Genomic DNA, 22,899 nt, shown 5'->3' on the forward strand with positions numbered 1-22,899 from the left:
CCGTGGATAATGAGAATGGTTCTCATTCAAAGCTGCGAGCGGTCGTTTATGTCAATGGGTGAAGAAACGCAACGGTTGCGACGCATCCGACGCGACGCCGAGAACGGACATGTCGCCGCGCAGACCGTTCTGGCCCAGGCGCTGCTGGACGGGGCGGGCGGGCCGCCGGACCCGGAAGGGGCGCTGTCGTGGTGGCGGATCGCTGCCGAAGCCGGGTTCGCACCGGCCTGCAACATGGTCGGGCGCTCCCTGGAGAAAGGCTGGGGCGTCGTCGCCGATCCTGCCGAGGCCGCTTGCTGGTACGAGCGCGCGGTGGCGCTGGGCGACGACTGGGCGCGCTACAATCTCGCCAACATGCTGCTGCGCGGGCGCGGTGTCGCATGGGACCGGTTGCGGGCCTGGGCGCTGTTCCGCGACGCGGCCGGAAACGGCCATGCCAAGTCGATGAACCTGGTGGCGCGCTTTCTGGAGGAAGGCTGGGATCGCCCGCGGGACCGTATCGCCGCGGCGCGCTGGTATCGGCGCTCGGCCGAAGCCGGTGATTATCGCGGCTGCCACAATCTGGCGACGCTGCTGGCCGAGATGGGCCGCATCGACGAGGCGGTGGCGTGGTGGGAGCGGGCGCTAACCGACGCCACGCCCGACATCCTGTCGGCAATGGAGGCGGCGTTGTCGCAGATCGACACCGAAGGGTCGCGGGCCCTGCTCGACCCGGTGCGGCGCCGGATGGCACAAGCGTCGCCGCCGGACGCCACCGCACACGCACCGGCCCCGAATCGTTTTCGCCGCCGGACCGGGATCGCCGCCCGATGATGCTTCGCCGCCTGCACGCCTATCTGTCGATCGCTTCCGCGCCGATCATCCTGTTCTTCTGCCTGACCGGCGCGCTGCAATTGTTCGACTGGCACACACCGCGCGACGGCTACCGGCCGCCGGTGCTGCTGCAGCAGATCGCCATGCTGCACAAGAAACAGCGTTTCGCCGTTCCGCAGGCGCGCCGTCCCGCTCCGGCCGGGCCCGGAGCGCGGGAGGACCGGCCGCACCCGCCCGCACCGTCGATCCGCACCCTGCTGCTGCGCTGGATGTTCCTGATCGCGACGCTGGCCTTGATGGGCTCCACGATCATGGGGCTCTGGCTGGGGCTGACCCATGTGAAGCGGCGGAAGCTGGGCTGGGTGCTGCTGGCCGCGGGAACCGCTCTCCCCATGCTGATGGTCGCGCTGTGAGCGCAACAGGACTGTCATCGAATTATCTCTGTCCATCTGATGTCAGAACGTTTCAAAAGCGAGCCGCCGGGCGGCGATGAACGCGGCCCCTTCGTGTGAGCGAGCAGACATGACGTTCAGGACCTGGTGCAAATCCAGTTGTGCCACCATCCTCACGCTTTCGATGATGGCGCAGCCGGTCATGGCCAGCGCCCAGGAGGCGCCCGGAGCGGTGACGATCGGTCCGCGCAGCAGTGCGCTCGTGCGCTCCTTCGCGACCGACCTTTCGCGCCAGCCCTACCTGTCCACCGCCCAGAAGGTGGCGCTGCTGCGCAAGAAGGTGAAATACGTCTTCGTGCTGTTCCAGGAGAACCGCTCGTTCGACTTCTATTTCGGAACCTTCCCCGGCGTGCGCGGCCTGTTCTCGCAGAGCCATGGCCGCACCCCCGGCTTCACCCAGCCGATCGTCAACACCGACGGCACGGTGAGCACGGTGAGCCCGTTCCTGATCCCGCAGACGGTGACGGACATCAACGGCAAGACGGTGCAGATCTACCCGGCCGACACCGCCTCCACCGACCATTCCCACACCGGCATCGTCAACAGCCAGCATTTCGTCAGCGACGTTTCGTTGAACGACCGCTTCGCGCTGAACGAGGAAGGCCTGACCACCGACGCCAGCGGCAACATCGTCAGCCGCAAGACCGGTCTGCCGGCCAGCGCCAACCCCACGCTCAAGCAGAAGCAGATGGGCGAGCTGGTGATGGGCCACGTCGACTGCGACACCGCCCCTTACATGTGGCAGTTCGCCGACCGCTTCGCGATGTTCGACAACTTCCACATGACGGTCACCTCGGCCTCCACGCCGAACGCGATCGCCATGATCGCCGGCCAGAGCGGCCTGACGCAGTGGGCGCTGCATCCCGATCAGGCCAGCAGCAACACCGCGAGCCCGGTCGTCGCCAAGAGCAGCGGCGTGCCGATGGTGACCGATCAGGGCCCGTTCGCCGGTTCCAGCCTCGATACCGCGACGATCAAGCCGCCCTATGGCCAGAACGACGTCAGCCCGAACTCGCCCGCGCTGAACCAGACCTACGCCACCCTGCCGCTGAGCTTCATGGGCCGCGCGGCGCACAAGGACACCAGCACCGACCAGAACCCGGCGCTGGATCTGGCCGACGTGCAGCACGACATCGACACCATCGCCGGCACGGGCAGGAAGCCGACCAACTGGGGCTGGTTCCAGGAAGGCTACGACGCGGAGCCGACCGACACCGCCGCCTTCCCCGAGCACAGCTCCTACATCACCCATCACAACGCGCCGCAATATTTCGGCTATGTCGGCGACAACCCGCAGCTCGCGCAGAAGCATCTGTACGGCCTGAACGATTTCTTCCTGGCGGTGAAATACCGCATGCTGCCCTCCGACGGCGGCGTGGCCTATGTGCGCGGCGGCTACGACAACAACGACGGTCTAACCGCGGTCGATCCGAACCCGGCCGTGCAGCAGGCCTTCCTGGGCGGTGACGATCATCCGGGCTATTCAGATCTTCAGATCAGCGAACAGCTCCTGGCCGACGAGGTGAACGCGATCGCGCAGAGCCCGTACTGGAAGGACAGCGCGATCATCATCACCTATGACGAGACCGACGGTCTTTACGACCATGACGCGGTGCGCACGCGGGTGAAGGACCCCGAGGGCAACGCGCTCGAGCCGTCGTCGCGCATTCCGGCCATCGTGATCTCGCCCTACGCCAAGGCGCACGCCATCATCCGCGAGCGTTCCGAGCACAGCTCGATCATCAAGTTCGTGGACCGCTTGTTCGACCTGATCCCGCTCGCCGATCTGCCGGACGAGGTGCGTGGCCGTCGTCTCGGCAAGCGCCAGGAAGGCCAGGACTTCATGGGTCCGGCCGACGACAACACCCCCGGCGTCGGCGACATGCTGGCCGCCTTCGACAATGCCCGCCTGACCGGTCAGGCCCCGCCGCTCCCGGCCTCCTATGCCGAGATCGAGCCGAACCAGAAGCCGTCCCTGCCGCATTATCCGCTGGGCGGCTGCTACATGCTCAACATCGTTCCGACCGATTACCGGAACGGCAAGCTGATCGACCCGGCGCCGGCGGACTTCAATCCCCGCCCCTCCACCACCCCGGGCATCCCGACCTCGGGCACCTGGACGCCCTGATCTTCCGCCTTCCGCGGGAGTCGGCTTCGGCCGGCTCCCGTTTTCGTTTCCGGAGTCGATCCGACGTGTCTCGTTTCTCGAAGTTTGTCGCAGCGGCCTCGCTTCTTGCGGCCGCTTTTCCCGTTTCCGTCCAGGCATCGGCGCCGTCCGCCGTCGGCGCGCCCGATGCCGCGCCAGGCTCCACGCTCGCGCATGTGCGCAAAGCCGGGATCGTCGCGTGCGGCCTCATCGCCGACGAGGACGATTATTCCGAAGCCGATACGCACGGAAATCTGTCCGCGCTCGGCGCCGATTATTGCCGCGCCCTGGCCGCGGAGATCTTCGGCGACCAGAATCGCGCCCGCTTCCTGACCCAGCCGGACGAACCCACCGCACTCAGGAAGCTGCGCGACGGCAAGATCGACGTTCTGTTCGGCGCCACACCCAGCCCGGTGATGGGCTCTGCATACCACGTGGCATTCGGACCGCCGATGATGCTGGACGGGTTCGGTTTTCTCGTGTCCGATTCGAGCGGAATCAAGACGGTCGCCGATCTGTCCGGCAAGCGTCTCTGCTTCATCAACGCGTCGGCGCCGGAACATGCGGTCTACGACCTGCTCGAACCGCTGCTGAAGACGCCCGAGAAGCGTTTCCCGTATTCGGAACGCGGCGAGATGAACGTGGCGCTGGAGGATGGTCATTGCGACGCCACGGCCGGCGACGTGTCGCTCATGGCCAATGTGCGCAACAGCTTCGACAAGCGCGCCGCGCATTTCCACGTTCTGGACGCGGTTCTGTCCACCGACCCGTTCTCGCCCGCCTATCGCCTCGGCGACACGCAATGGGCCGCGCTGGTGGATTGGACGATCTGGGCGCCGCTACAGGCGGAGATCCACGGTATCGATCATTCCACCCTGCCGAAGCTGGGAGACAGCACCGATCCGGTGGTGAAGCGCCTGCTCGGCCACGAACCCTGGATCGGCCGTTCGCTCGGCATCGACGACACCGGCTTCACCAAGGCGCTGGAACAGGTCGGCAACGCGGAAGAGATCTTCGATCGCGATGTCGGCGCGCATTCCGAGCTGAAGCTGCCGCGCGGCCGGAGCGCGCCGGTGGAACGGGGCGGTGCCCTGTGGTCGCTGCCGGTGCAGTCCCCGCAATGACCGGCCGAGGCTCGCCGGCAGCGTTCCGCTCCGCCGGCGGGCCCCCGATTCCTCAGGCCGCGTCTTTCACCTCGTATCCTTCAGCGGCGATCGCCTGAACCAGCCTGTCTTTCGGCAAGGCGCTGTCCGTGGTCACGGTGCCGCCCTTCAGATCCACCGCCACGGAGGCCGAAGCATCCACGGCGTGGATCGCCTCGGTGACGGCGCGCACGCAATGGCCGCAGGTCATGCCGGAAACTGCCAAAGTGGTCATGGGATCGCCTTTCCTTGAAGCTCGAACCCAGCCGAGATGGTACGGTTCGCCCCGAAGGCCAACCGGTGGAACACAACGTTTCCCGTTCCTGAATCATTCCTCATAAAGGAGCGGACATCGCGAACCGGTGAGACGGTTTGCGTTGAGGTCCTGCTTGACCCCGGCATCCGTCATAACCTGATCACCGGAACCGGCAGTGCGGAGGATCGGACCATGGACGGAGCGACGACGATCAGGCGGGATATCGGCCTGACCGAACTGTCCTGCGCCGCCTGCGTCAAAAGGGTGGAGCGCGCCCTGGGCAACGTGCCCGGCGTGGCCTCCGTGTCCGTGAACCTCGCCACCGCCCGTGCTTCGATGGAAACCAGCCGGGACTTCGAGCTGGGCGCTGCATTGGCCGCGCTGGACAAGGCCGGCTACCCGGCCGCGTCGGAGCCGATCGATCTGGAGATCTCCGGGTTGAGCTGCGCCGCCTGCGTCGGCCGGGTGGAACGGGCGCTGAAGCGCGTCCCGGGCGTCCGGGAGGCGACGGTGAACCTCGCCACCGGACGGGCGCGGGTGATCGTGGCGAGCGGGCTCGCGACACCGGAGATGCTGCGCGACGCGGTGGAGGCCGCCGGCTATGGCGTGGTGCTGCCGGACGCGAACGACGGAGCCGCCACGGTTCGGCGCGACCGGGACGGCTGGTTCGCGCTCGGCGCCATCCTGACCGCGACGCCGTTGCTCCTGCCGATGCTGCTGATGCCGTTCGGGATCCATGCGATGCTGCCGGCGCCGGTGCAGCTCGTTCTCGCCGCCATCGTCCAGTTCGTGTTCGGCGCGCGTTTCTATCGCGGTGCCTTCGTCGCTCTCCGCAACGGCGGCGGCAACATGGACACGCTGGTGGCGCTCGGGTCCAGCGCCGCGTTCGGGCTGAGCCTGTATGCGATGCTCACCGATCCCGGGGCACCGCTTTATTTCGAAGCCTCCGCCGCCGTAATCGCGCTGGTGCGGGTCGGCAAGTGGCTGGAAGGCAAGGCGAGGCGCGAGGCCGGCAGCGCGATCCGGGCGCTGGACCGGCTCACCCCTGAGACCGCCACCGTGCGCGAGACCGATGGCCGCGAACGCGACGTTCCGGCTCGTGGGCTCCGGCCCGGCGACCTGCTGGTGGTGCGTCCGGGCGAGCGGATCGCCGCCGATGCCGTGGTGCGCGACGGCACCGGAAGCTGTGACGAGAGCCTGCTGACCGGTGAATCCATGCCGGTGGACAAGGCGCCCGGCGACGCCCTGGTCGGCGGGGCGCTGAACGGCGATGCGGTGCTGCTGGCGGAGGTGACGGCGATCGGCGGGGAAAGCCGTCTCGGCCGCATGGTGCGTCTGATCGAGGATGCCCAGGCCGCCAAGCCGCCGGTGCAGAAACTGGTGGATCGCGTCAGCGCCGTGTTCGTGCCGGCCGTGGTGCTGGTGGCGGCGCTGACCCTGCTCGGCTGGTGGCTGGCCGGGCGCAGCGTGGAGCTGGCGATCGTGCGCGCGGTGTCCGTGCTGGTGATCGCCTGCCCCTGCGCGCTGGGTCTCGCCACGCCGGCGGCGATGCTGGCCGGGATCGGCGCCGCCGCACGCCACGGCATCCTGATCCGGGATGCCGCCGTTCTGGAACAGGCGGAGCGTGTGCGCACCGTGGCGTTCGACAAGACCGGCACGCTCACGGTGGGCCGGCCCGAACTGGCCGATCTGCGGCTCGCGCCGGAACAAACGCGGGAAACGGTTCTCCGTCTGGCGGCCCAACTGCAGCGCAACAGCGAACACCCTCTGGCCCGTGCGATCCGCGATGCCGCGCCGGACGCGAGCGGGGCGGCCGCCGGGTCGGTCCGCAGCCTGCCCGGTCGCGGTACCAGCGGCACGGTCGACGGACACACCCTTCGCATGGGCAATCAGGCGCTGATGACGGAAGCCGGGATCGACACGGCGCCGCTGGCCGCGGAAGCCGAGGCGTTGGAGGCGGACGGGCGCACGGTCTCGTTTCTGGCCTCTTGCGAGAGGCTGCTGGCCGTGTTCGGCTTCGCCGATCCGCTGCGCGACGAGGCTGCCGGAGCGGTGGCCGCGCTGCGCCGGAAAGGCCTGCGCGTGGCCTTGCTGACCGGCGACAATCAGGGCGCGGCGGACGCGGCCGGACGCGCGCTTGCGCTCGACGACATTCATGCCCGCGTGCCGCCCGAAGGCAAGGCCGCGCGCGTGGCGTCGCTCCGGGAGAGCGGCCCTGTGGCGATGGTGGGTGACGGGGTGAACGACGCCCCGGCTCTGGCCGCCGCCGATCTCGGCATGGCGATGGCCACCGGCACCGACGTGGCGATGGAGGCGGCCGGAATCACGCTGATGCGGGGCGATCCGATGCTGGTGCCGGCCGCGCTGGATATCGCCGGGCGCACCATGCGCCGTATCCGCTCCGGGCTGTTCTGGGCATTCGCCTACAACGTGCTGGGGATTCCCCTGGCCATCGCCGGCCTGCTGAGTCCGGTCGTGGCCGGAGCGGCGATGGCCTGTTCCAGCGTGTTGGTGGTCTGCAACGCCCTGTTGCTCAGCCGTTGGCGGCCGCGCGGGATCTGATGGAGCGATAAACCGGGCCGAACCTGGACACGCGCCCGCTCGTCGAAACGGTATCATCGAGAAAACGGAATGCTTTACCGTTTCCTCATGATTGCCTGTTATTCGTGAAGACGGATCTTGCGGGGGGAATGACGAGGACGATGGTTCAGGCTTGGCGCCCCTGCCGTGCAGCCGAACCTCGGGCGGGGATCGGAACCGCCGCTGTTCTGGTGCTTGTCTTCACCCTGATGGGTCTGATGACGCGGCTTCTGTGCGCGGACGCCGATGGCTATTCCTCGTTCTGGCCGGCCAACGCCGCCCTTCTGGTCGCGCTGCTGCGCTTGCGTGCCGGCCTGGCCGGCCTCGTGCTGGTGTGCTGTTTCGCGCTCAATCTGGCGTTGAACCGAATCAGCGGCCTGTCGCTGAGCGAGGGCATCCTCGCCTGCATGATGAACATCTTGCTGGTGCTGCTGGCCGCGCCGCCGACCCGCCGGTTCTGCGGCGCCCGCACCGACCTGACCCGGTTGCGGCGTCAGGGACGGTTCGGCCTGATCGTGTTGGTCACCACTGCGGTCGAAGCGGCGATCGGCATGACGGTGGAACGATTGTTCCTGGGCGATGAAAACAGCATCCTGGCCGACTGGTTCCAGTGGCTGCTATGCGACTCGCTGGGCCTGATGCTGGCCACGCCGGCGGTTCTGCTGCTGATGAACTGGCTTCCCAACCGTCGCCTGCCGACCGGCATCACGGTCGAACCGATGGTGCTGATGATCGGCATCCTTCTCCTCGCCATCGTCAGCTTCCTGTCGCCGCGCTCGTTTCTGTTCTTCTTTCTTTATCCCGCCCTGGTGACGCTGGCGTTCCGGGCCCGCCCGGTCTGGGCGCTCAGCACCGTGCTGTTCGTGTCCATCATCGCGTCCGTCTTCACCGTACACGATCTGGGGCCCATCGCCCGGATCTCGCCGAACGGTCTGATGCGGACACAGGGCGTGCTGCAGCCGTATCTCTGGACGCTGTTTCTGTCCGCCCTGCCGGCGAACACGATGGTCGGCGAGAAGGTGCGCTACGCCCGGCGGCTCCGCCTGCTGCGCGCCCATCTCGAACATGCGGCGACCCACGACCAGCTGACGGGGCTGATGACGCGGCAGCTGTTCAAGACCAGACTTGCCGCCTGCATGGCAGCCGGCCCGGGCGGGACGCTCCTGTTCATCGACCTCGACCATTTCAAGGTGGTGAACGACACGCTGGGGCATCAGGCCGGAGATACGGTGCTGCGCTTGTTCAGCGAGCGGATGGAACGCTGCGCGCGGGCGCAAGGCGGCATGATGGCGCGCTTCGGCGGCGACGAATTCGCGATGTTTCTGCCGCGCCTGCCGACCGACACGACGCTGCGCGCCACGCTGGCCGCGATCCTGGACGTGGCGCGCTCACCTTATCATCTCGATGGCGGAACGGCCCGGTTGTCTGTCAGCATCGGCGGTGCGGCGCTCGATGCTCCACTCGAGACGATGGACGAGGTGATCCGCCACGCGGACGAAGCGCTCTACGCCGCCAAGGAAGCCGGGCGCGACGGTTTCCGCCTGTACGGCGACCGTGTTTCGACCGGTTCGCTCGGCTGGACCCGGGATCATGTCCGCCAGGCGGTGGTGTGAGCGCCGTCACGGCGTCTCGATCAGGCTCCTGATCCTGTCGGCCAGCAGATCGATGGTGAACGGCTTGGTCAGGACATGCATGCCCGGCTCCAGATGGCCGTTCTGCACCACGGCGTTCTCGGCATAGCCGGTGATGAACAGCACCTTCAGATCCGGGCGCAGGATCCGCGCCGCATCCGCCACCTGCCGTCCGTTCATCCCGCCGGGCAGCCCCACATCCGTCACCAGAAGGTCGACCCGGGCGCCCGATTGCAGCACCTGGAGCCCGGCACCCCCGTCTTCCGCCTCGATCGCCACGTAGCCGAGCTCTTCCAGTACCTCTGTCACCAGCATGCGGACACTGGGTTCGTCATCGACCACCAGCACGGTCTCGCCCTGCTCCGCACGCTGCGGCGTGCCAGCCGCAAGCTGCGGGCCATGCCCATCCAGGCTGCCGTGATGGCGCGGCAGATAAAGGCACATCGTGGTGCCCTGTCCCGGCTCCGATGTGATCCGCACCTGTCCGCCCGACTGGCGCACGAAACCGTAGATCATGCTCAAACCGAGCCCGGTCCCCTGACCCAGCGGCTTGGTGGTGAAGAACGGATCAAAAGCGCGGGCGATCACATCCGGCGTCATGCCCGTACCGGTATCGATCACGCAGAGCGAGACGTAGTCGCCCGCCGGCAGATCGCGCGCGCGGGCAGCGGCCGCTTCCAGCGCCGCGTTCTCGGTCTCGATGGTGATGCAGCCGCCGTCGGGCATGGCGTCGCGCGCGTTCAGGCACAGGTTCAGGAGCGCGTTCTCGAGCTGGTTCGGGTCCACGATCGCCGGCCACAGACCGGCCGGATGCCTGACCACGATCTCGATCGCCGGCCCCACGGTTCGCCGGATCATCTCCTCCATGCCGTCGACCAGAACATCGGCGGCGGTGGGCTTGGGGTCCAGTGTCTGCCGGCGCGAGAAGGCCAGCAGCCGGTGCGTCAGCGCAGCGGCCCGCTGGGCGGCGGCCTGAGCGGCGGCAGCGTAGCGGCCGAGCTCGCTCAACCGGCCCTGCGCCAGCCGAACGGTCAGCAGCTCGAGACTGCCGGAAATCCCGGTCAGCAGATTGTTGAAGTCATGGGCGATTCCGCCGGTGAGCTGGCCCACCGCTTCCATCTTCTGGCTCTGGCGCAACTGCTCCTCCGCCGCCAGCAGCGCCGCGGTCCGCGCTTCGACCTTAGATTCGAGCGAAGCGGTCAACTGCCGCAGATCGCGTTCCGCGCGACGCCTGGCCACCGCCACGCGGGTGCGTTCGGCGACCTCGCGCATCAGCGAGATCTCGTCCTCGGTCCAGGCGCGCGGCACGTCGTTGTTCAGGAACAACAAGGCCACGAAACCGCCTTCCTCCGTGACCGGCATGTTGATGAAGGAGCGCGCGCTGATCGCTTCCAGGTCGGCGCTGTTCACCGCGGTGCGGGGATCGAGGCGCGTATCGTCGATGACGACCGTGACGCCTTTTTTCAGGTCGTCGATATAGGAACCGTAGTCGCGAAAGCGCAGCGTTCCGGCGATCGAACGGATGCCGGGCCCGCGCCAGTCCGGCGCGATCAGGATGGTTTCGGTCGCCAGATCGATGGTACCGTAACCGGCGCGGCTGACCCCGAGCTTCTGCCCCAGCAGGGCCGCGGCGCGATGCGCGAGCTCGTCGGGATGGTTTTCTTCGCGCAGGATATCGCTCAGTTGCAGCAGGACGTCGCGCCGGGCTTCCTCGCGCAGTCGCAGGCTCACATCCTGAAACAGAACCGCGAACTGGCCCGGCTCGGGCCGGAATATGCGCGCTTCGTAGGCCCGCCCCAGAGCGCGGACCCAGCGCGTTTCCGTACGCGGTTCGCCCGACAAGGCCACGGCGGCGAAATCGTCCAGCCATTCCGATTCGAGTTCGGGCAGAACCTCGCTGTTCGGTCGGCCAAGCGTGGTTTCGATCGGAAGACCCGTCAGACGCCCCCAGGCGTCGTTGACCTCGAGATAGCGGAAATCCTGCGGCTCCCCGCTGGCATCCCACAGCATCTCGCCGACCAGGAACCCTTCCTGCAGGCGCTCGAAGCGCTGGCGCCAGCGATGCTCGGCCCCCACCAGACGCTCGGATGCATTGCGCAGCTGGGTCACATCGGTCTGGCAACCGAAGAAATAGCGCAGATCGCCGTCCGGCCCGAAGACCGGGCTGATGAACAGCTCGTTGATGAAGCTCGAACCGTCCTTGCGGTAGTTCAGCAGATCGATGGTCGCGTCGTGACGGTTGCGGATCGCGTCGGCCATCGCGGCGATCCCCGCAGGATCGGTGCCGGGGCCCTGCATGAAGCGGCAGTTGCGGCCGATCACCTCCTCGGCCGAATAGCCGGTCAGGGTGCGGAACGCCTTGTTGGCGAAGACGATCGGATTGTCCGGCAGAGTGGGATCGGTCACCACCATGGCGGAGCGGGCTTTCTCCACCGTCGCCGACAGCAGCGCGTGGTCGTCGCCCAGAGACGCGCCCCCGCGATCGCCACGGCCGGACGGCTGGCTGGCCAGAAGCACGCGGAGCGCGGTGTTGGCGGTTTCCAGCGCACGCTCGCGCCGGCGCAGACGCACCAGCTCCGGGTCCTCGGCGGCAAGAGGCGGCTCACCGATCAGGCGGCGGCGCGACAGGGGATCGTTTGGATCGGACACGATTCTACTCGCCGGCGCTGCCCGTGGGAGACGGGATGCGGATGATCGCCGATCTAGCGGCGGCGCCGCATCCGGGCAAGTTCAGACGACACGGCTGGGCAACGGTCGGCCGGCCAGGAAAGCGTCCACATTGTCCAGCATGAGCTGGCCCATGGCGGCGCGGGTTTCCACCGTGGCGCTGCCGACATGCGGCGCCAGCGCCACGGTGGGCAGAGCGCGCAAGGCCTCGGGCACGTCGGGCTCGTGCGCGAACACGTCCAGGCCGGCGCCCCCCAGACGCCCTTCGACCAGCGCCTCGATCAAGGCCGGCTCATCCACGACAGAACCGCGCCCCACATTGACCAGGACGCCACGCGGACCGAGCGCGTCCAGGATCGTGCGATCCACCATGCCGCGCGTGCTGTCCGTGGCGGCGGTGGCGACGAACAACACGTCGGACTCCTGCGCCAGATCGATCAGCCGCTCGTGGAACCGGTGTTCGCTCGCCTTGCGGTTCGGGCCGGTATAGGCGATGCGTCCGCCGAAACCGGCCAGACGGCGGGCAATGGCCTGCCCGATCCGGCCAAGCCCGATGATGCCGTAATTCAGGCCCGAGGCACGCCGTGCGAGCGGCGGCTGCTCGCGCGGCCAGTCACCGCGCCGCACCAGCGCTTCGGCGGCGGGCAGTGCCCGCATCGCGTTCAGCATCAAGGCGATCGCCAGATCGGCCACGTCGTCGGTCAGCACGTCGGGCGTGTTGGAGACGGCGATGCCAAGCGCGCGCATGGCATCGAGATCGATCCGGTCGTAGCCGACGCCGTTCACCGCGACGAGGCCGAGCTGCGGCAGCCGCCGCGCGAGCACCGTGTCGATGCCGAGATGGCCGCCGGTTAGCACCACGCGCACGGCCGGTCCTTCGGTGTCGAGCCAATGCGACCGCTCGGCCTCGGAGGCGCCGGGCGGCGGCATGCGCAGCACGGTATAGCGAGCACGCAGGACATCTTCGGTGGCAGGCAGCATCGGACAAAGCTGCAACAGAACGGGCAGGCTCATCGGCACCGGATCCCTTCTCGCGATGAGAAAAGGCAGAAAAGCCCGCACCAGGACCGAATTCAACCCGCGCACGCAGATTGTTCCACGACGGACACGAGACTCTTCGCAGCCGTTAACCTGCGCTTAACCCCAAAGGCTCACGATCATGCCGAAGTAATCTCGAAGGAAAACGATCATGGCCTTTTCCATCAATACCAATACCGCGTCCATGGCGGCGCTCGCCAGCCTGCGCAGCACCAATGCCGCGCTCACCATGACCGAAAACCAGATCTCCACTGGCAAGAAGGTCAACGGCGCGTCCGACGACCCGGCGATCTACGCCATCTCGCAGACCATGAACTCGCAGATCTCCGCCCTGTCCGGCGTGTCCACCGGTCTGCAGACCGCATCCCAGGTCGTGAGCATGGCTTCCACGCAGGGCGCCACCATCTCCAACCTGTTGTCCACCCTGTCCCAGTCGCTCACCGAAGGCCAGACCGGCAATCTCGATGCCTCGACGATGAACGACACCATCAACAAGACGCTGAGCCAGATCGACGCGGCCGCCAACGGCGCCACCTTCAAGGGCGCCAACCTGCTGGCCGGTGCGATCGGCAACGGCGTCACCTCCACCAAGGCCACCGCCGCCCAGGACGTGAACGGCACGCTGTTCACCCAGACCGGCTACAACGCCACCTCCGCCGGCCTGGGTCTGAGCGGCCTCAACGTGAACCAGAGCGGCCTCGACATCTCGATCGGCACCGCGGGCCTCGCCGCCGGCGACAGCCTGAAGCTGCAGACGAGCTCGGTCGCCAGCGGCACCGGATCCGCGACCAATCAGGCGAACTCCCTGACGTTCGAGGTCGCATCCGCCACCGGCGGCAACGATGCCGGCGAGACCGCGCTGACCACCGCGATCAACAACAAGGCCAACACCCAGGGCACCGGCAACACGGCCACCAAGGCATTCACCTTCGCCTTCAACCAGACGACCATGGGCGGGGCACCGACGGTCACCATCGGCAGCGGCTTCACCGCCACGTCGAGCGTGGACAGCAGCGGCATGACCAACATGGTCATCACCAACAACACGACGGGCGCCGCCCAGACCCTGAGCTATGGCCAGGACGCCAGCGGCAACATGAGCGTCAGCGTGTCCACCGGCATGGACCAGAACGGCAACATCACCGCCAAGAGCACCTTCGTCGAAGTCGCGACCAAGTCCACCGACTCGGCGAGCACGACGGCGAACAAGATGATGGCGGCGGTGCAGAACCAGGGCTTCGGCGTTTCCAAGGACTCCACGACGGGCGACCTCCAGATCGCCGGCGGCAACCTCGACTCCGTCAACGGCGCGGCCGTCACCGTCGCCTCCGACGCCAATGCCAAGGCGACCAACACCTCCGGCTCCACCTACGCGCTGCTGGCCGTGAATGCCGCCATCACGTCCATGAACAAGATCAGCTCCTCGCTGGGTTCCTCCACCAACCAGCTGACCGGTCTCCAGAGCACCGTGTCGTCGCTGAGCGACGCGCTGACCACCGGCGAAGGCGCGCTGACCGATGCCGACCTGTCGGCGGAAAGCGCCAAGCTGACCTCGCTGCAGACCAAGCAGCAGCTCGCCATCCAGTCGCTGTCGATCGCGAACTCGCAGTCTTCGTCGCTGATGTCGCTGTTCCGCTGATATCGCTTCACCGCCCGTCCCCGCCTATCGGGGCGGGCGGTTTTGACGAACCGTTTTGAGGAATCGAAGCCATGAAGGGCTATTCCGCCTACTCCGCCCGCTCCCCCGCCCTGTCACCGCGTGAGGAAGAGGCGATGGCGTTCCGCCTGACCGCACGGACCTTGAAGGAAGCGTCCAACAAGGCCGACCGGAACAACGCGCTCAACATCAATCATCGGGTATGGTCGGGTGTTTATCGCGAAGTGACCAGCCCGAGCTGTGCGTTGCCGCAAATTCTTCGCGACGATCTGCTCCGTCTGGCCGTGTTCTCCCTGAATTACTCCACCAAGGCAGTGCTGAACGACCTGCCACTGGCGCCTCTGGTTCAGGTCAACACCGACATGGCCGATGGACTTGAGCGCCCGGAGCGTTCGGACCCGGCGATGCCGGCACCGGTCATGGCCGGCACCATGTCCGCACCCGCCCACGCGCTGGCCTGAGACCATCGGAAACCCCCGGTCCCCCACAATCTCGCGAAACCACGACAAGCGTCCTGGAAAAAACGTCCAACCCTTTCCAAGCCGAGCCCCATAGTCGCACAACGGGGGCTCGAGGAGGAAAACGATCCATGACCACGGCAGACACGAACATCCCGGACCGCATGCGGGCGGCGGTTCTGATGGAAAAGGGCGTCGTCCGGATGGAAGACCGTCCGGTTCCGACCCTGGCGGCAGACGAGGTGCTGGTGAAGGTCGCGTCGGTCGGCGTGTGCGGCTCTGACGTGCATTATTACCGCGAAGGCCGTATCGGCGATTTCGTGGTCGAACGGCCTTTGGTGCTCGGTCATGAGGTATCGGGCCGCATCGTCGCCGTCGGTACCGATGTGTCCCGGTCCAGGCTCGGCCAGCGCGTCTCGATCGAACCGCAGCGTCCGTGCCGACGCTGTGCGCAGTGCCTGGCCGGCCGCTACAATCTCTGCCCGAAGATGGAATTCTACGCCACGCCGCCGATCGACGGTGCGTTCCAGGATTACGTGGCGATCCAGGACATGTTCGCCCACGCCGTTCCCGACACGGTGTCGGACGATGCGGCCGCCCTGTTCGAGCCGCTTTCTGTCGGGATCTGGTCGTGCCGAAAGGCGGCGATCGTGCCGGGATCGCGCGTTCTGATCGCCGGAGCAGGTCCGATCGGCGTGATGACGGCGCAGTGCGCCCGGGCCTTCGGCGCGGCAGAGGTGATCGTCACCGATCTGATGCCGGCCAGACGCGAGACGGCCCTTCGTTTCGGCGCGACCAGAACGATCGACCCGTCGCAGGAAAGCGTCGAGACGCTGGACGTGGATGCCTTCATCGACTGCTCCGGCGCCGCCCGCGCGGTGCAGTCCGGCATCCGGGCGGTTCGCGGCGGCGGTCATGCCGTGCTGGTCGGAATGGGTGCGGACGAAATTCCGCTACCCGTTTCCATCATCCAGGTGCGGGAGATCACCCTGACCGGTACGTTCCGCTATGCCGATACCTGGCCTGCCGCAGTCCATCTGGCCGCCAGCGGTGCCGTCGACCTCGACGGCATGATCACCAGCGTGTTCGACCTCGACCACACCCAGGACGCCTTGGACGCCACGCACGATCCGGCACAACTCAAGCCAGTCGTTCGCCTCTAGGCCGGTCTGCCCGGGGGCCTGGCGTCCCCCTCCCCCCCGGGCAGACCCGTCCTTAACCGAAACGGAAACCCGACAAGGGTTTGCCGAAACCCCGGCCATGAAACATCAAGCGGCCGGGTTCGCCGGACGCCACCATCAGCGGCAGCAAGTGGTCCTCGTGCGGCTGGGCGTCGCGCGCGCCGGGTGCCGTCGCCCAGCCGATCAGCGCATCGTCCCGCATGTCGCCATTCGTCATCGCCGTACGCAGCCATGCGTCGAAGGCCTCTGCCCGGGCATCGGCGCCACCAGCCGCGCCGCGGAATCCGCGCATGTTGTGATAGGTCTGCCCGCTGCCGAGGATCAGCACGTTCTCCCGCCGCAGCAGCGTCAACGCCCGGCCGATCGCCAGATGCCCAGCCGGATCAAGATGGCTCTGCATGGACCGCTGAAGCGTCGGGATCTCGGCGGACGGAAACGCCACCTTCAACGGCACGAAGACGCCATGGTCCCAGCCACGCCGGCTCGTTTCTCCGTTGGGAGTGCCCTGATCCCGCAGCAAGCGGCGCACGCCCGGAGCATTCCATTGCAGCGCATAGGTGTGCGGCGGGAAGCCGCTGTAATCGAACAGCAAGTCCGGCGCGGCGGCACTGTTGACCGTCGGCACCGCCTCGTCCCAATGACCCGATACGACCAGGATCACCGACGGCTTCGCATCCAGCGCCGCCTCGAAGCCACGGAGATGGGTTTCCAGATCGCTCCACGCGTCGCGTATGGGACCGGGTTCGAGAAAGAAGCATGGAGCGCCGCCGTGGTTGATGAGGAATGTCGGCTGCATGGCCTGAAGCTGGTGCCGTCCCGCCGGAACGGAAGAGATCATCCGGCAACGCCACGTCACATTCATTTGTGCGTTGCAGCATCACAGGAAAATGCAGGGGCGGGGCTTTGCCGTCCGCGTCGCACGGCGGATAGTCGCGATCAGTTCCCACGGCTCCAGGATTTGCCGATGATTTCCCACGAGGTGCGCGTTCATCCTGAAAGCGATCGCCTGCCGCGCGAAAACCAGCTCGCCTGGAAGATCGCGACTGTGGCCTCCGATCCCGTGGCCGTGGAACACGACGTCGCGGAGATGATCGTCAACCGTTTGATCGACAATGCCGCCGTGGCGATCGCGTCGGCGAACCGGCATCCGGTGGTCACGGCGCGCGATCAGGCGCTGGCGCATCCCCGTCCCGGCGGCGCCACCGTGTTCGGCTGCGGCCCGGATGTGCGCGTGCATGCGGAGTGGGCCGCGTGGGCCAACGGCACCGCCGTGCGGGAGCTGGATTACCACGACACCTTTCTCGCGGCGGAATACTCCCATCCCGGCGACAATATCCCGCCGATCCTGGCAGTGGCGCAGCAATGCGGCTGCACCGGCGCCGAGCTGGTCCGCGGCCTCGCGACGGGCTACGAGATCCAGGTCGATCTGGTACGCGGCATATCCCTGCACAAGCACAAGATCGATCACGTCGCGCATCTGGGCCCGTCCGCAGCCGCTGGCATCGGAACCCTGCTGCGCCTGCCGACGGAGATCATCTTCCAGGCCGTGCAGCAGGCGTTGCACACCACCACGGCCACACGCCAGTCGCGCAAAGGCGAGATCTCGTCCTGGAAGGCGTTCGCCCCCAGCCATGCCGGCAAGCTGGCGATCGAGGCGGTGGATCGCGCCCTGCGCGGCGAGGGCGCGCCGAGCCCGATCTACGAGGGCGAGGACGGCGTGATCAGCTGGATGCTGGACGGCAGGGACGCGCGCTACACCGTGCCGCTTCCGGCACCCGGCGAGCCGAAGCGCGCCATTCTCGCGACCTACACCAAGGAACATTCCGCCGAATATCAAAGCCAGGCCTTGATCGATCTGGCTTTCGATCTCGGCCAGCGCATCGAGAACTGGGACGATGTCGAGAGCATCCTGATCGAGACTTCGCACCATACGCACTACGTGATCGGCACCGGTTCCAACGATCCGCAGAAATTCGATCCGCAGGCATCGCGCGAAACCCTCGATCATTCCATCATGTATATCGTCGCCGTCGCGCTGCAGGACGGCGAATGGCACCACGAGCGCTCCTACGCGCCGGAGCGCGCGCGACGTCCGGATACGGTCGCTCTGTGGCGCAAGATCTCCACCGTGGAAACGCCGGACTGGACCGCGCGCTACCATTCCGAAGACCCCGCCGTGAAGGCGTTCGGCGGTCGCATCGTCATCACGCTCCGCAACGGCGCGGTCGTGGACGGCGAACTGGCCGTCGCAAACGCGCATACGCTCGGCCGCACGCCCTGGCAGCGTGCGGACTACATTCGCAAATTCCGTGTCCTGACCGGGGATATTCTCGAGCCGGCAGAGTCGGAGCGCTATCTCTCCCTGGTGCAGCGCCTGCCGGACCTCGACGCGCGGGACCTGTCGCAACTCACCATCGCCCTGCCCGGAGACTCGCTACAACGCGGTGAGAAGGGCATCTTCTGATGACGGAGAACACGGCACCGAAGCCGAAGAAATCCGTCGCCCTTTCCGGCGTGGTCGCCGGCAACACGGCGTTGTGCACGGTCGGCCGCACCGGAAACGATCTTCATTATCGCGGCTACGACATTCTGGATCTTGCGGAACAATGCGAGTTCGAGGAAGTCGCTCATCTTCTGGTTCACGGCTCGTTGCCCAACCGTACCGAACTCGCCGCATACAAGCGCAAGCTCAAGCGTCTGCGCGGCGTCCCTGCGCAGGTGCGGGCCGTTCTGGAAAACCTGCCGGCCGCATCGCACCCGATGGACGTGATGCGCACGGGTGTTTCGGCGCTGGGCTGCGTTCTTCCTGAACGGGACGACCACAATTTCGCCGGCGCGCGCGACATCGCCGACCGCTTGCTGGCCTCGCTCGGCTCCATGCTGCTGATCTGGTTCCACGCCACGCAGAACGGCGTCTCGGTCGACGTGGATACCGATGACGACAGCATCGGCGCGCATTTCCTGCATCTCCTGCACGGCGAGAAACCGCCGGAGAGATGGGTGCGCGCGATGCATATCTCCCTGATCCTGTATGCGGAACACGAATTCAACGCCTCCACCTTCGCCGCACGCGTGGTCGCCGGTACCGGTTCGGATCTGTATTCGGCGGTAACGGCAGGAATCGGCGCGTTGCGCGGCCCCAAACATGGCGGCGCCAACGAGGTCGCGCTCGACATCCAGGCGCGTTACGCCACGCCGGACGAGGCGGAGGCGGATATCGCCGAGCGGATCGCCCGCAAGGAGGTGGTGATCGGCTTCGGACATCCGGTCTATACCGTCAGCGATCCGCGCAATGCGGTGATCAAACGGATCGCCCGCGAACTCTCCGAAGAGTCAGGCACGCTCGCACGGTTTCTGGTCGCTGAGCGTATCGAACGCGTGATGGCCGACAGCAAGAAGATGTTCGCCAATCTGGACTGGTTTTCCGCCGTGTCCTACGCCGCGATGGGCGTTCCCACCGCGATGTTCACGCCCCTGTTCGTGATGGCCCGTACGGCCGGCTGGGCCGCGCACGCGATCGAACAGCGCGCCGACAACAAGATCATCCGCCCGACAGCGCAGTATATCGGCCCGGAGAACCTCCCCTTCGTGCCGCTCGACGCGCGCGGTTGAGCACAGAATCATGCCTTATCTCATCGCGCAGGATCTCCCGACCGAACCCGCAGGGCTTCGCTTCCGCCGCCTCCTCGAACGCGACGGCATTCTGCAGATTCCCGGCACGCATAACGGTCAGGCCTCGTTGCAGGCGAAGGCTGCAGGATTCGAAAGCTGTTATCTGTCCGGCGCCGCGATGACCGCCTCCATGGGCCTGCCCGATCTGGGCATCATCACCGTGGACGAGGTGTGTTTCTTTATCCGTCAGGTCTCCCGCGCGTCCGGCCTTCCGGTTCTCGTCGATGCCGACACGGGTTACGGCGAAGCGCTGAACGTAATGCACACCGTGCGCGCCTTCGAGGAAGCGGGCGCTGCGGCGCTGCATCTGGAAGACCAGCTCCTGCCCAAGAAATGCGGGCATCTGAACGACAAGAAACTCGCCGCACCGGCCGACATGGCGGTGAAAATCGCCGCGGCGGCAAAAGCGCGACGCCACCTGGTGGTGGTCGCCCGCACCGATGCCGCCGCTTCCGAAGGCATGGACGCGGCGATCGCCCGCGCCAAACTCTACGTCGAAGCCGGTGCGGATGCGATCTTCCCCGAGGCCATGCTCGACGCGGAGATGTTCCGCGAATTCGCGCGACGCATGCCGGGCGTTCCCCTGCTCGCCAACATGACCGAGTTCGGCCGCACGCCGTTCTTCACCGCCGCGGCGTTCGAGCAGTTCGGCTACAAGATGGTGATCTGGCCGGTCAGTTCCTTGCGAGTCGCCAACAGGGCACAGCAGGAGCTGTACGAGACGATCCGGCGCGACGGCTCGACCGAGGCGATGCTGCCGCGCATGCAGACGCGGCGCGAACTCTACGCCACCATCGGCTACGACGACTACGAAGCGCTCGACGCCTCCATCGTCCGCACAGTGCTGCCGGACCCGTCCTGACGCGAAACCGTCATTTTACCCGCCGGCTCCCAGCGCGCATGCAGGCGCGGAACCGAACGGGAGCCGCGACATGACCACGCCAATCGGACGGCGCACGCTTCTGGGCGGCGGCATCGCCACTCTGGGCCTGATCGGCGGCGCTGCACGCGCCGACGTCGCGCCGCTGCCGCATGAAAGCTTCTCCTTCCTGTTCGTCACGGACACGCATCTCCAGCCCGAGCTGAACGCCACCGCCGGCTGCGCCGACGCGTTCCGGCGCGCCCGGGCGATCGGCGGCGATTTCGTGCTCCAGGGCGGCGACCACGTGTTCGACGCGCTGGGCGTGGCACGCGGACGGGCGGACATGCTGGCCGATCTGTACAAGCGGACGGAACAGGATCTGGCGCTGCCGATCCGCAACATGATCGGCAATCACGACTGCTTCGGCGTCTATCCCAAGAGCGGCGCGCTGCCGAGCGATCCGCTCTACGGCAAGAAATACTTCCAGGACCATTGGGGCGCGCTGCATTACGGCTTCCGCCATCGCGGCGTGCAGTTCTTCGTGCTGGATTCGATCGGATTGACCGACGATCGCGACTACGAAGGCCGGATCAACGCGGCGCAGATCGCGTGGCTGGCTTCGGAGTTGAACACATTGCCGCCGGGCCAGCCGATCATCGTCGCCAGCCACATCCCGCTGGTCACCGCCTACGGGCAATACCTGCCGCCGTCTCCGGATTGCGGCAAGCACAAGCTCAGCGTGATCAACGCGGCCGAAGTGCTGGCGCTGTTCTACGGACGCAACGTGCTCGGCGTGTTGCAGGGTCACACGCACGTCAACGAGACCGTGCTCTGGCGCGGCATCCCGTTCATCACCGGCGGCGCGGTCAGCGGCAATTGGTGGCACGGCACCCATCTGGGCACGCCGGAGGGTTTCACGGTGGTGCAGGTCGCCAACAACCGTCTGACCACACGCTACGAGACCTATGGCTTCAAGAGCGTCGACCGGCGCGACGATTGAGCGCTCAGCGGCGCAGGCGCCCCGTCATCAGCAGGGCGCCGACCAGCGACACCAGCAGCGCCGCCGGCCAGTGCGCGTCGTGCAGATGCGTGTTCCAGCCGCCCGGGCCGCCGGCCAGGATCACGAACAGGACCGACACCACGATCGCCATCGCCATGGCGGGCTGACCGCGACGGCGCGCCAGAACGCAGAGCACGACGAACACCGCGAACGCGGCAATGGCGAACCCACGGACCATGCGCAGCGCCGGATCGCTCAGGCCGCGCAGCGTGACGCCGATCCGGTTCAGGATCAGCCCCGGATCGAAGCCCAGGACGGACGGGCCATACACGGTCAGCAGAACGGCGAGGCCGAGCCCGGCCAGCCAGACGAGTCCGATCGGGTCGCGTCGCATCGCGTTCTCCCTCAGCCGAGCAGGAACCAGAGGCGGAACAAGGCCGTCTCCAGACGGGTTTGTCGCACCAGATGCCGGACGCGCCCCATCGCCAGCAAGCGTGCCACCGGGCCGCCCTGCAGCGCCCGGTCCAGCATTCGAAGATCGCGCAGCGCCTGCGGCGACAATTGCCGCGGCGTGCGCAGCAGGGCCGCGACATGCCGGCGGAACAGCCCCATGAACGCATCCGGACCGCGTCGCAGCGCGGCGATGCCGCGGCTGAGCGCCGAATGCGGCGCGCCGACGGCGTTGGCCGTGTGCTGACGATACAGAACGGTCGGCACAGGATCGTTGATCAAAGCGCCGCCGGCGGCGCTGACGACGAGATAGGACCACCAGTCATGCAGCGTACCGTCCGGCGCGTCCGAAGCGCGCACCAGGGCGGCAGCGGCGCCGTTCAGCATCACGGTGCAACCGGTGGCGACGTTCTGGGTCAGGCCGGCCGGAAACACCGCCGGTGCGCCGCGATGCGGAGACAGGCCCAGCGTGCACAGTTCCTCGTCGACCAGGGTCTGACGGCTGCAATACAAGGCCGGACGCGTTTCCGGCAGCCCGCTCAGCGCCGCCACGCCGCGCTCGATCTTGCCCGGCAGCCAGACATCGTCCTGATCGGCGAAAGCGGCGATGGTATCGGGCGGGGCCGCGCGCAGCAGGGTCAGGAAGGAGCCCGCGATGCCGAGATGGCCGGCGGTATCGGCAATCTCGATGCAGCGTCCTTTGCCGTCGCCCGCTGCGAAGGCGCGCAACAGATCGGGCGTCCCGTCGGTGGAGCCGTCATCGCGCCAGTACAGCACCCAGTCGCGCCAGCTCTGGGTGCCGAAGGAGGCGAGCTGCGCCGGGAGAAACGCAGCGCCATTGAAGGTCGAGAGCAGGATGGAAACCTGCCCGGTAGTCTCCAAGCGATCAGCGAT

General features: G+C 67.0%; 20 protein-coding genes. 13 read left to right on the forward strand and 7 right to left on the reverse strand.

The features are described from left to right. Positions 1–75 precede the first annotated feature (75 nt). Positions 76–813 carry a tetratricopeptide repeat protein gene (locus ACZ5BM_RS09150; protein WP_498907594.1) on the forward strand — a complete coding sequence of 246 codons (738 nt, stop codon included), beginning with the start codon at positions 76–78 and terminating at the stop codon, positions 811–813. Continuing rightward, positions 810–1,226: a hypothetical protein gene (locus tag ACZ5BM_RS09155; protein WP_498907595.1), complete on the forward strand. Its 417-nt coding sequence runs from the start codon at positions 810–812 to the stop codon at positions 1,224–1,226. The genes ACZ5BM_RS09150 and ACZ5BM_RS09155 overlap by 4 nt, the downstream gene beginning before the upstream one ends. A gap of 42 nt (positions 1,227–1,268) precedes the next feature. On the opposite strand, the gene ACZ5BM_RS09160 is transcribed toward ACZ5BM_RS09155, so the two are convergent. Continuing rightward, a complete protein-coding gene (locus ACZ5BM_RS09160; protein WP_498907596.1) occupies positions 1,269–1,409 on the reverse strand; it encodes a hypothetical protein in 141 nt (46 codons plus the stop codon). Here ACZ5BM_RS09160 and ACZ5BM_RS09165 point away from each other — a divergent pair. Then, positions 1,408–3,393 (forward strand): phospholipase C, encoded by a 1,986-nt coding sequence (locus ACZ5BM_RS09165; RefSeq protein WP_498907597.1) that lies wholly within the window; start codon positions 1,408–1,410, stop codon positions 3,391–3,393. The genes ACZ5BM_RS09160 and ACZ5BM_RS09165 overlap by 2 nt on opposite strands. A 65-nt stretch (positions 3,394–3,458) precedes the next feature. Next, complete coding sequence (locus ACZ5BM_RS09170) at positions 3,459–4,535, forward strand: type 2 periplasmic-binding domain-containing protein (RefSeq protein WP_498907598.1); 1,077 nt, start codon at positions 3,459–3,461, stop codon at positions 4,533–4,535. 52 nt (positions 4,536–4,587) lie between these two features. On the opposite strand, the gene ACZ5BM_RS09175 is transcribed toward ACZ5BM_RS09170, so the two are convergent. Further along, positions 4,588–4,788, reverse strand: a complete 201-nt coding sequence (locus tag ACZ5BM_RS09175) for a heavy-metal-associated domain-containing protein (protein ID WP_498907599.1) — start codon at positions 4,786–4,788, stop codon at positions 4,588–4,590. A gap of 213 nt (positions 4,789–5,001) precedes the next feature. Between ACZ5BM_RS09175 and ACZ5BM_RS09180 the strand changes: the two genes are divergently transcribed. Then, positions 5,002–7,371: a heavy metal translocating P-type ATPase gene (locus tag ACZ5BM_RS09180; RefSeq protein WP_498907600.1), complete on the forward strand. Its 2,370-nt coding sequence runs from the start codon at positions 5,002–5,004 to the stop codon at positions 7,369–7,371. 209 nt (positions 7,372–7,580) lie between these two features. Beyond that, entirely contained in the window at positions 7,581–9,002 is a 1,422-nt protein-coding gene (locus ACZ5BM_RS09185) for a diguanylate cyclase (RefSeq protein ID WP_498907601.1), read from the forward strand. Between the two features lie 6 nt (positions 9,003–9,008). Here ACZ5BM_RS09185 and ACZ5BM_RS09190 read toward each other — a convergent pair whose 3' ends face one another. Continuing rightward, complete coding sequence (locus tag ACZ5BM_RS09190) at positions 9,009–11,669, reverse strand: PAS domain-containing protein (RefSeq protein ID WP_498907602.1); 2,661 nt, start codon at positions 11,667–11,669, stop codon at positions 9,009–9,011. 81 nt (positions 11,670–11,750) lie between these two features. Next, positions 11,751–12,701, reverse strand: a complete 951-nt coding sequence (locus ACZ5BM_RS09195) for a 2-hydroxyacid dehydrogenase (protein ID WP_498907603.1) — start codon at positions 12,699–12,701, stop codon at positions 11,751–11,753. A gap of 175 nt (positions 12,702–12,876) precedes the next feature. Here ACZ5BM_RS09195 and ACZ5BM_RS09200 point away from each other — a divergent pair, with 175 nt between their 5' ends. The 3 genes from ACZ5BM_RS09200 (at position 12,877) to ACZ5BM_RS09210 (ending at position 16,003) form a co-directional block, all read left to right on the forward strand. After that, on the forward strand, positions 12,877–14,364 hold the full coding sequence (locus tag ACZ5BM_RS09200; RefSeq protein WP_498907604.1) for a flagellin family protein: 1,488 nt from the start codon (positions 12,877–12,879) through the stop codon (positions 14,362–14,364). Between the two features lie 71 nt (positions 14,365–14,435). After that, positions 14,436–14,843: a flagellar biosynthesis regulator FlaF gene (locus ACZ5BM_RS09205; protein ID WP_498907605.1), complete on the forward strand. Its 408-nt coding sequence runs from the start codon at positions 14,436–14,438 to the stop codon at positions 14,841–14,843. Between the two features lie 128 nt (positions 14,844–14,971). Further along, positions 14,972–16,003 (forward strand): NAD(P)-dependent alcohol dehydrogenase, encoded by a 1,032-nt coding sequence (locus tag ACZ5BM_RS09210; protein WP_498907606.1) that lies wholly within the window; start codon positions 14,972–14,974, stop codon positions 16,001–16,003. A gap of 52 nt (positions 16,004–16,055) precedes the next feature. Here ACZ5BM_RS09210 and ACZ5BM_RS09215 read toward each other — a convergent pair whose 3' ends face one another. Next, positions 16,056–16,859: a DODA-type extradiol aromatic ring-opening family dioxygenase gene (locus tag ACZ5BM_RS09215; protein WP_498907607.1), complete on the reverse strand. Its 804-nt coding sequence runs from the start codon at positions 16,857–16,859 to the stop codon at positions 16,056–16,058. Between the two features lie 126 nt (positions 16,860–16,985). Here ACZ5BM_RS09215 and ACZ5BM_RS09220 point away from each other — a divergent pair, with 126 nt between their 5' ends. From ACZ5BM_RS09220 to ACZ5BM_RS09235, 4 genes are all read left to right on the forward strand, one after another. Next, positions 16,986–18,485, forward strand: a complete 1,500-nt coding sequence (locus tag ACZ5BM_RS09220) for an MmgE/PrpD family protein (protein ID WP_498907608.1) — start codon at positions 16,986–16,988, stop codon at positions 18,483–18,485. Beyond that, positions 18,485–19,633 carry a 2-methylcitrate synthase gene (gene prpC, locus ACZ5BM_RS09225; RefSeq protein ID WP_498907609.1) on the forward strand — a complete coding sequence of 383 codons (1,149 nt, stop codon included), beginning with the start codon at positions 18,485–18,487 and terminating at the stop codon, positions 19,631–19,633. Before ACZ5BM_RS09220 ends, prpC begins: the two co-directional genes overlap by 1 nt. Before the next feature lie 10 nt (positions 19,634–19,643). Beyond that, complete coding sequence (gene prpB / locus ACZ5BM_RS09230; protein WP_498907610.1) at positions 19,644–20,555, forward strand: beta/alpha barrel domain-containing protein; 912 nt, start codon at positions 19,644–19,646, stop codon at positions 20,553–20,555. Positions 20,556–20,625: 70 nt separating this feature from the next. Beyond that, a complete protein-coding gene (locus tag ACZ5BM_RS09235; RefSeq protein ID WP_498907611.1) occupies positions 20,626–21,555 on the forward strand; it encodes a metallophosphoesterase family protein in 930 nt (309 codons plus the stop codon). Positions 21,556–21,559: 4 nt separating this feature from the next. Here ACZ5BM_RS09235 and ACZ5BM_RS09240 read toward each other — a convergent pair whose 3' ends face one another. Then, positions 21,560–21,949 carry a hypothetical protein gene (locus ACZ5BM_RS09240; RefSeq protein ID WP_498907612.1) on the reverse strand — a complete coding sequence of 130 codons (390 nt, stop codon included), beginning with the start codon at positions 21,947–21,949 and terminating at the stop codon, positions 21,560–21,562. An 11-nt stretch (positions 21,950–21,960) separates the two neighbouring features. Next, positions 21,961–22,887: a glycosyltransferase family 2 protein gene (locus ACZ5BM_RS09245; RefSeq protein ID WP_498907613.1), complete on the reverse strand. Its 927-nt coding sequence runs from the start codon at positions 22,885–22,887 to the stop codon at positions 21,961–21,963. Positions 22,888–22,899: the final 12 nt, after the last annotated feature.

This window comes from Lichenicola sp. GTC18331 (assembly GCF_055386855.1).